The 13,068-nt window shown below is 69.2% G+C and carries 13 protein-coding genes; 3 read left to right on the forward strand and 10 right to left on the reverse strand.

Annotated elements, in window-relative coordinates; genetic code table 11:
• Positions 1-666: 666 nt before the first annotated feature.
• The 3 genes from fis to prmA form a co-directional block, all read right to left on the reverse strand.
• Entirely contained in the window at positions 667-939 is a 273-nt protein-coding gene (fis, locus tag LC490_RS16960) for a DNA-binding transcriptional regulator Fis (protein WP_031370276.1), read from the reverse strand.
• Positions 940-1,060: 121 nt separating this feature from the next.
• Positions 1,061-2,089, reverse strand: coding sequence for a DUF3426 domain-containing protein (locus LC490_RS16965; RefSeq protein ID WP_223620953.1), 1,029 nt, complete (start codon positions 2,087-2,089; stop codon positions 1,061-1,063).
• Positions 2,090-2,115: 26 nt separating this feature from the next.
• A complete protein-coding gene (prmA, locus tag LC490_RS16970) occupies positions 2,116-3,036 on the reverse strand; it encodes a 50S ribosomal protein L11 methyltransferase (protein ID WP_223620954.1) in 921 nt (306 codons plus the stop codon).
• 91 nt (positions 3,037-3,127) lie between these two features.
• On the opposite strand from prmA, the gene LC490_RS16975 reads away from it, so the two are divergent.
• The 3 genes from LC490_RS16975 (at position 3,128) to LC490_RS16985 (ending at position 5,930) form a co-directional block, all read left to right on the forward strand.
• On the forward strand, positions 3,128-4,186 hold the full coding sequence (locus LC490_RS16975) for a hypothetical protein (RefSeq protein ID WP_223620955.1): 1,059 nt from the start codon (positions 3,128-3,130) through the stop codon (positions 4,184-4,186).
• Between the two features lie 239 nt (positions 4,187-4,425).
• Positions 4,426-5,448: a hypothetical protein gene (locus tag LC490_RS16980; RefSeq protein WP_223620956.1), complete on the forward strand. Its 1,023-nt coding sequence runs from the start codon at positions 4,426-4,428 to the stop codon at positions 5,446-5,448.
• Positions 5,445-5,930 carry a hypothetical protein gene (locus tag LC490_RS16985; protein ID WP_318025777.1) on the forward strand — a complete coding sequence of 162 codons (486 nt, stop codon included), beginning with the start codon at positions 5,445-5,447 and terminating at the stop codon, positions 5,928-5,930. The genes LC490_RS16980 and LC490_RS16985 overlap by 4 nt, the downstream gene beginning before the upstream one ends.
• A gap of 248 nt (positions 5,931-6,178) precedes the next feature.
• Here LC490_RS16985 and accC read toward each other — a convergent pair whose 3' ends face one another.
• The 7 genes from accC to cutA all read right to left on the reverse strand — a co-directional run bounded on the left by accC (position 6,179) and on the right by cutA (position 12,842).
• Positions 6,179-7,546 (reverse strand): acetyl-CoA carboxylase biotin carboxylase subunit, encoded by a 1,368-nt coding sequence (gene accC, locus LC490_RS16990; RefSeq protein ID WP_223620957.1) that lies wholly within the window; start codon positions 7,544-7,546, stop codon positions 6,179-6,181.
• Positions 7,539-7,976, reverse strand: coding sequence for a four helix bundle protein (locus LC490_RS16995; RefSeq protein WP_223620958.1), 438 nt, complete (start codon positions 7,974-7,976; stop codon positions 7,539-7,541). Before LC490_RS16995 ends, accC begins: the two co-directional genes overlap by 8 nt.
• A 27-nt stretch (positions 7,977-8,003) precedes the next feature.
• A complete protein-coding gene (gene accB / locus LC490_RS17000) occupies positions 8,004-8,486 on the reverse strand; it encodes an acetyl-CoA carboxylase biotin carboxyl carrier protein (protein WP_031370285.1) in 483 nt (160 codons plus the stop codon).
• Positions 8,487-8,550: 64 nt separating this feature from the next.
• Complete coding sequence (gene aroQ, locus LC490_RS17005) at positions 8,551-8,991, reverse strand: type II 3-dehydroquinate dehydratase (RefSeq protein WP_223620959.1); 441 nt, start codon at positions 8,989-8,991, stop codon at positions 8,551-8,553.
• Positions 8,992-9,375: 384 nt separating this feature from the next.
• A complete protein-coding gene (locus LC490_RS17010) occupies positions 9,376-9,975 on the reverse strand; it encodes a TlpA disulfide reductase family protein (RefSeq protein WP_081930545.1) in 600 nt (199 codons plus the stop codon).
• A 9-nt stretch (positions 9,976-9,984) separates the two neighbouring features.
• On the reverse strand, positions 9,985-12,504 hold the full coding sequence (gene dsbD, locus LC490_RS17015; RefSeq protein ID WP_223620960.1) for a protein-disulfide reductase DsbD: 2,520 nt from the start codon (positions 12,502-12,504) through the stop codon (positions 9,985-9,987).
• The gene (gene cutA, locus LC490_RS17020; protein ID WP_031370289.1) at positions 12,501-12,842 is read right to left on the reverse strand and encodes a divalent-cation tolerance protein CutA; all 342 of its coding nucleotides are present in this window, start codon (positions 12,840-12,842) and stop codon (positions 12,501-12,503) included. Before cutA ends, dsbD begins: the two co-directional genes overlap by 4 nt.
• Between the last annotated feature and the right edge of the window lie 226 nt (positions 12,843-13,068).

Raw genomic sequence — 13,068 nt, forward strand, 5'->3', positions numbered from 1 at the left:
GCCGAAGGTCAGACAATCGGAAGCCCGCAGAGTCGGCGCTCCGGCAACCGCCTGGTATTCGTCCCCTTCGCCTGTCGCGGCTTGCGCCGCTCCTACCCCGAGGGTTCGTCGCCTTTGTAGGAGCGGCGTAAGCCGCGACAACCGCAGCGACGTACGTAAGCGTCGTAGCCGAAGGCCAGACAATCGGAAGCCCGCAGAGTAGGCGCTCCGGCAACCGCGTGGTATTCGTCCCCTTCGCCTGTCGCGGCTTACGCCGCTCCTACCCCGAGGATTCGTCGCCTTTGTAGGAGTGGCGTAAGCCGCGACCAACCGCAGCGGTGCACGCAAGCGCAACGGCCGAAGTCCGGACAGTCGGGAACTGCCCCGCAGAGTCGGCGCTCCGGCAACCGCGTGGTATTCATCCCCTTCGCCTGTCGCGGCTTGCGCCGCTCCTACCCCGAGGGTTCGTCGCCTTTGTAGGAGCGGCGTAAGCCGCGACCAACCGCAGCGGTGTACGCAAGCGCAACGGCCGAAGTCCGGACAGCCGGGAGCTGCCCCGATGAGTCGATGGCTGCAGAAACTGCGCGGTATTCGACCGCTGCGCCTGTCGCGGCTTACGCCGCTCCTGCACAGGGTTCGCGTGAGAGGGTTTGCGCGCGCAGGCCTTTCGCTGCGCTGCGACGGCTGTTATTCCAGCCCGTACTCGCGCAGCTTCTTGCGCAGGGTCGCACGGTGAATACCGAGCATGGCCGCGGCGCGGCTCTGGTTGCCGTCGCAATGCTGCAGGACTTCGGCGAACAACGGGATTTCCAGCTCGCGCAAGGCGATCTCGTAGAGGTTCTCGGTGCCGCTGCCGTTCAAGTCGCCCAGGTAACGACGGATCGAAGTCGCGACATGGTCGCGCAACGGAACGCGAGGTCCGGAGCGGGCGGCTTCGTTGCGGTCGTTGAGAGCGTTCAAGTGCATCCCCGTGGCAAGTGACTTCCGCCGGGAGCTTGCCGATACGCTCGCTGCGCATCGCCGACGGGAGGGGGAGTCTAGCGCGGGGGAGTCGCTGTAGACAACGCGACGGCGCGATATTTCAACGGAAATCGAACGTGAACGCGACTACGCGCGGCGCCGGTTCGAGCACGTCGAACTGCACCGCGGCGCTCTGCCCCGGCGCGATCAGTTCGCCTTCCCTGTACCCCTTGCGATAGTCCTCTGGAGAGAACGCACGTTGGCCGACGCGGCGGCCATCGACGTCCTCCAGGCTCAGCACCAGGGTCGGCCAGGGCTGCGCCCAGCGCGCATCGTTGCGGAAACTGGCCGATACCCGCAATACACCCGCGCGCTCTGCGACCGGCAGCACGTTGCGATTGAGCATGGTCAGCGCGGCCGGTTCGCGCCATGCCGGAATCGTGCACGGCAGCGTCCCGCACAAGGCGCCGACGAGCGGGCGCCAGCGCGCGTCGGCGGCCAGTTCGTTGCGTTGCGCAAGCAGCAGTTGCAGGGCCAGCAACAGGCCGAGCGCGACCGCCACCGCCGGACCGCTCCAGTGCCGGCGCGCCGCCGGCGCAGCGGCGCGGGCGCGGCTGCGTACGAAGCTCGGCGCGAGGCGCGCATGCGCTACCGCGGTTTCGGATTTGCCGGCGCGCTTGCGCGTCGCGCGCTTCGGCACGACCGCATCGGCGGCGGCGCTGAGTGGCGCCAGCGCGATGGTCGGGGCGGCCTTGACCGTGGCGTCGTCGCTCGCGTCGGCGGCGTCCTGCGCGCCGAGCGTTGCCGCCTCCGGCGAGGCGGCAAGATGGCCGGCCTGGTCGTGCTCGGCGACGGTATCGCCGGCTTGAACCGGTGTTGCGCTGGCCTGCGCCGCCGAAGCTTCGGCCGACAGCGCATCGGCGCCCGTCGCTGCGTTCGCAACCGGCGCGCTCGCCGCGCCGATCGCAGCCGATTCGACCAAGGCCGGTTCGTTTGTGGCCGGCTCGACGGCGGTCGATTCGGCGGGCGCCGACTCGATCGCCGCCGCGGCGGCGAGGTCGCCGCCGCAACGCGGGCAGGCCCGGGTCGGACCGTCCTTGGCGACGATGAGGGCGACGAGGTATCCGCAATGGGGGCAGGCAGCGAACATTTCAGTATTCAATCATGCCGTCGCGCTCAGCGCCGGCGTATGCCTGTGACGCGCATCCAGTCTTCGAGACGGTCGGCGCGCAGCCCCTCGAAGTCCGCGGCATAGCGCGCGAGCACCTCGTCTTCCTGCCCGGCCAGGATGCCCGACAGCGCGATGCGCCCGCCCGGTGCGACGCGCGCGGCCAGGGTATCGGCCAGGGCGACCAGCGCCGAGGCGAGGATGTTGGCGACCACCACCGGATAGGTCGCGGCCGGTTCGTCCTGCGGCAAATGCACCTCGATGCGTTCGGCGACGTCGTTGCGTTCGGCGTTGTCGTGGGTGGCGATGACCGCCTGCGGATCGTTGTCGACGCCGACCGCGTGCGCGGCGCCGAGCTTGAGCGCGGCGAGGGCGAGAATGCCGGAGCCGCAACCGAAGTCGAGCACGCTGCGCTCGGCGAGCGCGCCTTCGTCGGCCAACGCGTCGAGCCATTGCAGGCACAGCGAGGTGGTCGGGTGGGTGCCGGAGCCGAACGCCAGGCCCGGGTCGAGGCGCACCACCGCGGCATCGGCCGCATCCGCGCCCGCGGGCAGTTCGTGGTTCCACGGCACGATCCAGGTGCGGCGGCCGAACTGCAGCGGTTCGTACTGGTCCATCCAGGCGCGCTCCCAGTCCTGATCCTCGACCTGGCGAAAACGCACCTGGGTCCATTCCAGACCCGGGTCGAACGATTCCAGCGCGGCCAGGATCACCAGCGCGTCGGCATCGTGCGGAAACAGGGCGCTGAGCACGATCGACTGCCACAACGGCGTTTCGCCGACGCCGGGCTCGAGGATCGCGTGCTCGTTGCCGGTGTCGGCATCGGCGTCGAGCATCGTCACCGCCAGCGAGCCGACATCGTCGAGCGCGGCTTCGTAGCGCGGTTGTTCGGCTTCGCTGCAGCGCAGGGTCAGTTCGAGAAAGGGCATCGGTTACGGCGAGAGGCGAAAACGGCGGTCATTATTGACCCGTTTCGCGGCGATCAGATAGCGTGCGGGCTCTTCTCAGGAGTCAGACGCCATGGAATCGCAGGCCAACCCCTCTACCGCCGCCGTCGCGCGGGCCTGGATATTGCTCGGATCGCTGGCCCTGGGCGCCTGCGCGGCCGGCGAAGGCACTACCCCCGTCGGCACCGCTCCTGACCACGCTAGCCAGGTCGGCGCGAGCCGGGTCGATGCTACCCGGGCAGAGGCTGCCCGAGTCGACACGTCTCAGGTAGATGCTGCGCAAGTGGGCGCCAAGGGCCAGGTCGAGCAATTGCGCCTGGAAGCGGTGACCGAGCTGCCCCGCTATGTCGCGCCCACCCCGCCGCTGGCCGACGACGGCAGCGTCCCGGACTGCGCCGAGGATGCCAAGTCGAGCGAGGCGCGGGCTGCGGTCGCGGCCGGCTGGACCATCCGCGCCGACATGGCCTGGGGCAAGGACTACCGTGTGGTCGGGGTGGCGCCGCGCGCGACCCAGGTGGCGGGCTTCGGCTGCATGTTCCCGGCCGCGCGGGTGCTGTTCTTCCGCGATGGCCGGGCGGTGGCGCAGTTGCGCGACCTCAAGGCCGACGAGGAAAGCTTCGACAGTGGCGTGCAGGGCGTGTTCGAGCACAGCGCCGAACCAGCCGACCCGGCCGGCAAGGCGGGCAGCGAACTGCGGGTCGGCGAATGGCAGGTGGCGCGTGCTCGCGTGCTCGCGACCGCCGCCGGGCTGGAGCTGACGGCCTTACCGGCGCTGGACGCCTACTGCGGCGGCGGGGCGAAGGTGCCGCGGATCGAGGGCCTGAGCCTGCCGCAGGCGCGGGCGAAGTTGCTTGCCCAGGGCTGGCGCGGCGTGCAGCCGGACCGAGAGGAGGGCGCCGAGCGCTTCCTGGGCGGCCTGATCGAAGCCGGTTACCCCGAGGTCGTCGATTGCGCCGGCACCGGCCAGGGCTATTGCAGCTTCGAATATGCCGCCGACGCCGGCCACGGCCTGGCGGTCACCACCGCCGGCGAGCACGGCGAGGACGGCGGCAAGACCTATTGGCCCACGGTCGTCGGCAGCGAAGTGACCTGCGCGGCCAAGGCCACCGCGGCTCCCGCTCCGGGCGGCTGAAGCGCCGTCTCGCCGAAGTTCGAGATCCATCACGGTTCAGCGTCGTGCGGGCATCGGCACGGCGCTTGACTTACTATCGGCATCTCGACGAAACACAGTTCAGGCCGGCCCATGCCAGCTCATGCCGACCCCGGCCCTTGCGGGGCGGCAGGCGGGCTGGGTGGCGCCAGTGCGGCGGCCCGCACCTGCGTTGCGTCCGGTTCCTGCCAGCAGCGTAGAGGCTCAGAGAAACGGTCTTGATGTCCGATGCCTACCCCTCCGGTTACAAGCCAGGCCCTGGCGGGGCGCCGGTCGGTGTGCGCGTGTCCGGACGCTCGCTGATCGCGATCATGGGCTTCGCCTTGTTGGCCGCCGCTTTCGTCTATGCCGGCCGACGCAATGGCGGCGAACAGGCCGTGCCCGACGAGAGCGTGCCGGTCCGGGTCGCGGAGAAGGCGCAGCCGACGGCGCGCGGCCAAGCCGATGCGCCGCGCGACGACTCGGTGCCGGTGGTCGAAAAGAAGGCCGCGCCGCGGGGTGCGGTCGCGTCGTCGCCGCTGCGCGTGCAGTTCGAGCAGGCGCCGGACTTGTACGCGTATGCGCAGTCGATCCGCTCGCGCGCCGATGCCGGCGAGCCCGAGGCGATCTGGCTGTTGAGCCGGGTCTACGACTACTGCTCGAACTACGCCAATGCACCGGTCGACTACGGCAACGACACGCGCACGATCGAGAGCATGAAGCTGCGCGGCGCCTCGACGATGACCGAGGCGCGTAACCGGGTCAGCTCGCGCTGCGCGCGTTTCGCGCCGAGCGACAACCTCAGTTACCAGATGATCTTCCTCAAGCGGGTCGAGGCCGCCCAATCGGGCAGCCTGCCGGCCGAGGCCTCGTTGCTGGCCGCCGGCAAGCCGCTGGAGAAGACCGAGGAATACCGGCTCAACCTGGTCGATCGCGTGCAGCGCTCGAAGGACCCGGAAGCGTATTCGGCGTTGTCGCCCGGCATGGGCATCGCTGCGAACGGCCGGCGTTGGGGCGACATGCGCGTGGCCGGCACTCAATTCGCGGAACTGGCTTGGCAGTTGGCGGCATGCGAGCTCGGGCAGGATTGCAGTCCGAAAGGCTCGTTGATGACGTCCTACTGCGCCAACGGCGGAATTTGCTCGCAAGACGCCAAACAGGATTTTGCGAGTTTCGTATACGACGCGGCGATCCCGCGTCAGGGGGCGGATGTGGTGGAAGACATGGTCGATTCGCTGCTAGGCGAACAGAGGACAGTGCAATGAAACGCGAGCACTTCGTAAACACGGCCAAGATCGGTTTCTGGGCATTGCTGCTCAGCGCGTACTCGGTCGGCGCAGCCGGCGTGATGATCGACGTATTCGGCGAGGACTACCGCGAGCTGGGACAGGTCGCGGTGACCTCGGTGGATTCGAAGACCGAGTTGCGTTCGTTGAGCGCCGCCCAGATCGCGGCCGTCTATCGCGCCCAGAGCGGCGCGCCCTTCTCGACCCTGCCGCCCGGCAGCACCTTCAAGGTGGTCTGGCCGGACGGTTCGAGCGAGTACGTGATGGTGGTCAGTCCATCGACGAGCGGCGGCGTGCAGCCGATCCCGGGCACCCAGGTGCCGGGTTCGGGCAAGAAGCCGTCGGGCACCTCGGGCAGCTCGGCGAAGGGGCCGACCCTGTTGCCGGCTTCCTCGTCTACGGAGCTCACCGAAGCCGACGTGCAGGAGATGGCGTCCTGGGTCGAGCCGGTATTGCGATGAAGCCGGGCGCAGCACCGGCGACGGTCCGCTGGCGGTAGCAGCGGCCTAAACCGCGACCGCCGACGGCGGTGTCGCGGTTTAGGCTGATGCTGCGGCGCGGTCGCGCCGACGCGTCGCCTGGTGCGTCACTCAAAACGAAACGGCCCGCGTCGACGACGCGGGCCGTTTCGTTTTTGTCGCAGGCGTTCTTGCCGCAAGCCCGTCGAGTGCGGGCGCCGGCTCAGACGAGCGAGCGCAGACGATCGAGCTCAGACGATCGAGATCGTCTTTTCCTTCTGTTCCTTGAGCCGCTTTTCCAGGTAGTGGATGTTCATCCCGCCCTGCTGGAAGCCGGCATCCGACAAGATCCGCTGTTGCAGCGGGATATTGGTCTTGATGCCGTCCACGACCATCTCGCTGAGCGCCACGCGCATGCGCGCGATCGCGGTGTCGCGGTCGGGCCCGTGCACGATCAGCTTGCCGATCATCGAGTCGTAGTTCGGCGGCACGCGATAGCCTTCGTAGATGTGGCTGTCGACGCGCACGCCGGGGCCGCCGGGTGCGTGGAAGTGCTGGATCAGGCCCGGGCAGGGCATGAAGGTTTCCGGGTCTTCGGCGTTGATGCGGCACTCGATGGCATGACCTTCGAGGACGATGTCGCTCTGCTGGATCGACAGCTTGCGGCCGGCCGCGATCATCAACTGCTCGCGCACCAGGTCGATGCCGGTGACCAGCTCGGTGACCGGGTGCTCGACCTGGATGCGGGTATTCATTTCGATGAAGTAGAAGCGGCCGTTCTCGTACAGGAACTCGAACGTGCCGGCGCCGCGGTAACCGATGCGGATGCAGGCTTCGACGCAGACCTTGCCGATCTCGGCGCGCTGTTCCCGGGTGATGCCCGGCGCCGGCGCTTCCTCGACCACCTTCTGGTGGCGTCGCTGCATCGAACAATCGCGTTCGCCCAGGTGGATCGCGCTGCCCTGGCCGTCGGCGAGGACCTGGATCTCGACATGGCGCGGGTTCTCGAGGAACTTCTCCATGTAGACCATGTCGTTGCCGAACGCGGCCTTGGCCTCGGACTTGGTGGTCTGGATCGCGGCGTTGAGGTGGGCCTCGGTATGCACCACGCGCATGCCGCGACCGCCGCCGCCGCCGGCGGCCTTGACGATGATCGGATAGCCGATCTCGCGCGCGATCTTGATGTTGGCGGCGTTGTCGTCGCCGAGCGGGCCGCCGCTGCCGGGCACGCAGGGCACGCCGGCGTCCTTCATCGCGCGGATCGCCTCGACCTTGTCGCCCATCAGGCGGATGGTCTCGGCGCGCGGGCCGATGAAGATGAAGCCGGACTGCTCGACGCGCTCGGCGAAGTCGGCGTTCTCGCTGAGGAAGCCGTAGCCCGGGTGGATCGCCTGGGCGTCGGTGACTTCGGCCGCGGCGATGATCGAGGCCATGTTGAGATAGCTCTCCGACGACGGCGCCGGCCCGATGCAGACCGACTCGTCGGCCATGGCGACGTGCTTGAGATTGCGATCGACGGTGGAATGCACCGCGACCGTGCGGATGCCCAGCGCGTGGCAGGCGCGCAGGATGCGCAGCGCGATTTCGCCGCGATTGGCGATGACGACTTTATCAAGCATGGGATTGGGGATTCGGGATTTGGGATTCGTGAAGCGCGGGCGTCTCGCTGACGGCGCGCGGCGATGAGCCGAGCGAGCGGATCAGAGCATTCAGACGGGCGAAAGTTCGGTCCAGCAAGTCTGTGTCCGTGGCGTTGTCGGTGAGGTAGCCGAGGCGGCGGGCGATCTCGTACTGGGTACTGATTTCGGCGAGCGAGCCGCGTGCCATCGCCAGAAACCGCAAGTAGTCCGGTCTCGATCGCCGGGCTGCGCCTTCGGCGATGTTCGACGGAACGCTGACCGCCGCTTTGCGCAACTGCATGCTCAGGCCCAGCCGCTCCGTTTCGGGAAAAGATGCGGTGATGCGATAAATCGATTCGACCAACGACATCGCATCGCGCCAGACATCCAGGCGCTCGTGCGGTCGCTGCTTGTCCGAATCCCGAATCACGAATCCCTATTCCCGTCGTGACCGGCTTCAGCCGATCACGAACAAAGGCTGATCGAACTCGATCGGCTGGCCGCTCTCGGCCATGACCTTGAGCACCGTGCCGGAGACGTCGGCTTCGATCGGGTTGAACATCTTCATCGCTTCGATGATGCCGAGGGTGTCGCCGGCCTTGACCGCCTGGCCGACGGCGACGAAGGAGGGCTTGTCCGGCGCCGGCGAGGCGTAGAAGGTGCCGACCATCGGCGCGCGCACGACGTGGCCGTCGGGCAGGTCGCTGCCGGGCTTGGCGCTGCCGCCGGTGGCCGCTTCGGTCGGCGAATGCATCGGCATGGCCGGGGCCGGGCGCTGCTCGGCGTAGGGCGCGGCCTGCATCTGCGGCGGCGCGTAGGCATAGCCGCCCTTCGGGGTGCGGGCCAGGCGGACGGATTCTTCGCCTTCCTTGATCTCGATCTCGGCGAGGTTGGATTCCTCGAGCAGGTCGATCAGTTTCTTGATTTTGCGCAGGTCCATGGAGCGGGCCTCTGGTTGGATCGTCGTTGCGGCCCGCGCGAACGCGGCCCGGGCTGGGTGGGTATCAGGTCGCCAGTCGCTTGATGGCGGCGTCGAGCGCGTAGCGGTAGCTGTCGGCGCCGAAGCCGCAAACCACGCCGACGGCGTGGTCGCTGAAATAGCTGTGGTGGCGGAACGGCTCGCGGGTGTGCGGGTTGGACAGGTGGATCTCGATGAACGGGATCGCCACCGCGGCCAGGGCGTCGCGGATCGCGACGCTGGTATGGGTGAAGGCGGCCGGATTGATCAGGATCATCGCCGTGCCGTCGGTGCGCGCCGCCTGGACCCGGTCGACCAGGACGTGCTCGGCGTTCGACTGCAGGCTGTCCAGGGCGTGTCCGGCAGCCTGGGCGTGCTCGCGCAGTCCGGCATCGATCTCGGCCAGGGTGGTGCGGCCGTAGACCTCCGGCTCGCGCGTGCCGAGCAGGTTGAGGTTGGGGCCGTGCAGGACCAGAAGCTTGGCCATTGGGACCGGACGGTTGCCTTCAAAGGGCGGCAGTTTGCGTGAAGGCCGGCCAGGTGTCCAGAAGTTGCCCGCCAAATCGGCGAAGTTGCCGCGATTTAAGCGGTTGTTTGAGTGGCGACTCTAGAATGCCGGCACGTTCGCCGGCGTCGCCGTGTTTTCGTGACCGGTTCGGCGCATTTGCCGGCACGACGGCGATTCTGGGGGTGGTCCCCGGAGCCCATTCGAGCACGATCGGGCCAGGCAAGCCGGTAACCCGTTGGCGGAATCGGCGCGTGCCGGTCGTTCGCGGCTGGCGCGGCTAGCCGACGATCGGCGAGTTTTCGCGGAGGTTGCCGCCGCGAGGTGGCGCGGGCATGACGGCGCGGCTTCGGCCCCGGACCGGTTTCAGTCGACCCAGCCCTCGATCTCGCCGTCCTCGAACGGGCCGATGCGCTGCTTGATCAGCTTGCCGTCTGCGCCGATCAGCACCGTATACGGCAGCACGCCCTTGAGATTGCCGAGGCGGACGCCGGCGTCGCGCGGGCCGGGCGCGTCGAGCAGGATCGGGTAATCGACCGGCACCCGCTGCAGGAAGGCGGCGACGTCCTCGGCGTTGTCGAGGGCGATGCCGACCACTTGCGTACCCTGGCCGCCCTGGGCCTTGGCGTAGCGGTTGAGCTCGGGCATTTCCTTGATGCAGGGGCCGCACCAGCTGGCCCACAGATTGATCATGATCGGCCGGCCGGCGTAGGCCTGCGGCAGCTGCGACGGCCGGCCGTCGAGGCCGGGCAGGGTCAGCGCCGGCATGGCCTGGCCCGGGCTCGCCACGGCGAGGTCGGCCGGCGGCTTGGGCGCGCTGCGGGTCATGCGTTCGTGCAGGAAGTACTGGCCGAGTTCGGTGCGGGCCAGCCAGCCGCCCCCGCCGACGAGTTGCCCGGCGAGCAGGCCGAGCGCGCCCGCACCGAGCGCCAGGGCGACGAGTTTGACGGTCGAGGAGATCGCCATCGCCCGGCCTCAGCGAGTCGCGGCGCGCGCGCGTTGCGCGCGCTCGGCGAAGGCCGCGGCCTTCTCGAAACCGAACAGGCGCAGTTCGCGGCGTTCGGCGCCGGCGACGAAGTACAGGGTCGCCGGCGGGCCGATGATCTCCAGACGCTTCATCAACGCCTGGTCGATTTCGTCGTTCGCGGTCACGTCGACCTTGAGCAGGACGAAGCCCTTCAGCGCTTCGTGCACCTGCGGCTCGGGGAAGGTGTACTTCTCCATTTCCTTGCAGGCCACGCACCAGTCGGCATAGAAGTCGAGCATCAGCGGCTGGCCGGAGGCCTGCGCGGCGGCGATCTCGCGGTCGAGGTCGGCGCCGGACTTGATCTTGCGGAACGGTAGCTCGGTGCTCTGCGCGGCGTGGCCGCCGCGCAGGCCGGCGAGCGGCTGCAGCGGGTCGTCGCTGCCGGCGAGGGCGCCGACGACCTGCGCCGCGCCGGCCAGGCCCAGCAGCAGCGCCAACAACCAGGCGAACACGCGCACGCCCTGGCCGAGCGTCTTGGCGCCGGCCGACAGGGCGACCATCACCGCCGCGCCGAGCAGCAGTGCGCCCCACAGCGCCAGCGTCACCGGGCCGGGCAGGATGCGCGAGAGCATCCACACCGCCATGCCGATGAAGATCAGGCCGAACGCGCGCTGCACCGCGACCATCCACGGGCCGGTGGTCGGCAGGCCCCTGCCGGCGGCGACGCCGAACACGATCAAGGGCGCGCCCATGCCCATGGCCAGCGCGAACAAGGCCGCGCCGCCGAACAGCGGGTCGCGGGTCTGGCCGATATAGAGCACGGCGGCGGCGAGCGGCGGCGCGACGCAGGGGCCGACGATCAAGGCCGACAGCGCGCCCATGCTGGCGACGCCGAGCCAGGAACCGCTGCGTTGGCGATTGCTGGCTTCGCTGAGGCGGCTGCGCAATGCATGCGGCAACTGCAGTTCGTACAGACCGAAGCTCGACAGCGACAGCACCACGAACAGCAGGGCGAACAGCACGATCACCCACGGCGTCTGGAAGGCGATCTGCAGATTGGCGCCGGCCAGCCCGGCGACGATGCCGGCGAGGGTGAACACCACCGCGCTCGCCAGCACGTAGACCAGCGACAGCGAGAACGCGCGGCGCGTGCTCAGGCCGGGGCCCTGGCCGACGATCAGGCCCGACAGGATCGGCACCATCGGCAACACGCAGGGCGTGAACGCGAGCAGCAAGCCGAAGCCGAAGAACGTCAGCAGCGCCCAGTAGCGGTTGGCGCCCTTGAGCGAGGCGGCGAGCAGGCTGTCTTCGGCCTGCGGGGCGGCCGCGTCTGAGGGATCGGTCGCGGGCGTTGCCGCGTCGTTGGCGGGCGCCAGGTTGGCTGCGTCGGTGGCGGGCGTCGCATTGCTCGCGGCCATGCCGACGGCGGAGGCATTGCCGGCGATGTTCGCGGCGTTCGCTTGCGTCGATGCTGCGGCGGTCGCAGGCGATACAGCGCTCGCAGCGGCTGCAGCGGCCGTGGTGCCGGCGGCCGGCTCCGTCGGCGCGACCACGCTCGCCGCCACGGTGCCGCGCGGCAGATCCAGGGTCACTTTGCGCGTCATCGGCGGATAGCAGATGCCGTCGGTCTGGCAGCCCTGGAAGTTCGCGGTCAGGGTCAGCTTGGCGGCGTCGGCCTGCTTGCGCAGCAGCGGCAGCGGCACGTCGATCTGGTCGAAGAACACGGTGACCTCGCCGAAGTGCTCGTCGCGGTGCGCGGTGCCGCGCGGCCACTGCGGCTTGCCGGCGGCGATCGCGGCCTGGTCGGTCTTCAGCGAGGTCTTGTCGCGATACAGGTAATAGCCGCGCGCCGGGGTGAAGCGCAGCAGCAGGGTGTTGCCGTCGCTGACGATGGCCTCGAAGCCGAAGGCCTGCTCCGGCGGCAACGGCAGGGCATCGGTGCCGGTGTTGGCGGCCGAGGGCGCGCCGAGCGGGCTGCTGCCGAGCAGCGGATTGGCGCCGCCGCGCGGGCCGAAGGAAACCAATGGCGCGGCCGCCGGAGCCGGGTCCATCGCGGCGGCGGCGGGCGCAGCCAGCGCCACGCTGACGGTGCGGGTCTGCGGCGGATAGCAGATGCCGGCGTCGGCGCAGCCCTGGTACTTGATGGTGAGCTTGGCGCTGCCGGCCTTGGCCTGGCCGGGCAGGGTGGCGACGACGCGGTCGCGGTAAGTCTCGACGTCGCCGAAGAACTCGTCCTTATAGGCCTTGCCCTTCGGCAACTGCAGCGCCTGCGCGGCGAAGCCGGCGTCGCTCTTGACCGAGATGCGGTGCTTGTAGAGGTAGTAACCCGGCGCGACCTTCCACGACACCGCGATGCGATCCGCGCCACTGGCCTCGGTCGCGAGCACGAAGGCCTCGTCGACCGGCAGCAGGTCTTTTTCGTCGACCGCAAGCGCCGGCGCGGCGAACAGCGCGGCCAGGCAGGCGAGGGTGAAGGCGAAGGCGGCGCCGGCGCGCGGGCGCCGACCGGGAAGCAGGTCGTCAGTCATCGGTCTCGGGTCTGTTCGGCCACCCAGTGCAGGTACGGGTCGAGGCCGTCGCGGACTTCGACCACCAATGCCTCCGGCAGTTCATACGGATGCAGCTCGGCGATCCGCTTGAGCACGGCCGAGGCCAGGGCGGGGGTGGTCTTGATCAGCAACTGGACCTCGGTCGCGTGTTCGATGCGGCCTTGCCAGCGATAGGTCGAGCGCACGCCCGGCCAACGGCTCACGCAAGCGGCGAGCCGTTCCTCGACCAGGGCCAATGCGATGGCGTCGGCCGTGGCCTCGTCGGGGCAGGTGCTGAGCACCAGCCTCGGCAGCGGGGTGGAGTCGGTGAGGGACATCCGGGCAAGTGTAAGGCCGCCGCCGGGACCGGCCTAACCCGATCCGGTCGGATGGTGCAGGATCGAGGCCGGAACGGGCCGGACCGGAGCGGGCCGGAGCGGTGCCCGACAGGCCTGGAACTCCGCCGGCGTCACAAAACCCCGGGCTACGCGTTTCCCCCCTTTGAAAAAGGGGGCAGGGGGGATTTGTTTTGGGGCCAACCCCGGCCAACCCCGATGGTATAAG

The organism is Lysobacter sp. ESA13C, assembly GCF_019970005.1.
Lineage (GTDB): Bacteria > Pseudomonadota > Gammaproteobacteria > Xanthomonadales > Xanthomonadaceae > Lysobacter > Lysobacter antibioticus_B.

What these genes read in the sequence shown, in the direction of transcription:
- dsbD (WP_223620960.1), bottom strand. Translation starts at nt 12,504, where the DNA reads ATGACTGACGACCTGCTTCCCGGTCGGCGCCCGCGCGCCGGCGCCGCC.
- LC490_RS16965 (WP_223620953.1), bottom strand. Translation starts at nt 2,089, where the DNA reads ATGTTCGCTGCCTGCCCCCATTGCGGATACCTCGTCGCCCTCATCGTC.
- LC490_RS16975 (WP_223620955.1), top strand. Translation starts at nt 3,128, where the DNA reads ATGGAATCGCAGGCCAACCCCTCTACCGCCGCCGTCGCGCGGGCCTGG.
- cutA (WP_031370289.1), bottom strand. Translation starts at nt 12,842, where the DNA reads ATGTCCCTCACCGACTCCACCCCGCTGCCGAGGCTGGTGCTCAGCACC.
- aroQ (WP_223620959.1), bottom strand. Translation starts at nt 8,991, where the DNA reads ATGGCCAAGCTTCTGGTCCTGCACGGCCCCAACCTCAACCTGCTCGGC.
- accC (WP_223620957.1), bottom strand. Translation starts at nt 7,546, where the DNA reads ATGCTTGATAAAGTCGTCATCGCCAATCGCGGCGAAATCGCGCTGCGC.
- prmA (WP_223620954.1), bottom strand. Translation starts at nt 3,036, where the DNA reads ATGCCCTTTCTCGAACTGACCCTGCGCTGCAGCGAAGCCGAACAACCG.
- LC490_RS17010 (WP_081930545.1), bottom strand. Translation starts at nt 9,975, where the DNA reads ATGGCGATCTCCTCGACCGTCAAACTCGTCGCCCTGGCGCTCGGTGCG.
- LC490_RS16985 (WP_318025777.1), top strand. Translation starts at nt 5,445, where the DNA reads ATGAAACGCGAGCACTTCGTAAACACGGCCAAGATCGGTTTCTGGGCA.
- accB (WP_031370285.1), bottom strand. Translation starts at nt 8,486, where the DNA reads ATGGACCTGCGCAAAATCAAGAAACTGATCGACCTGCTCGAGGAATCC.
- LC490_RS16980 (WP_223620956.1), top strand. Translation starts at nt 4,426, where the DNA reads ATGTCCGATGCCTACCCCTCCGGTTACAAGCCAGGCCCTGGCGGGGCG.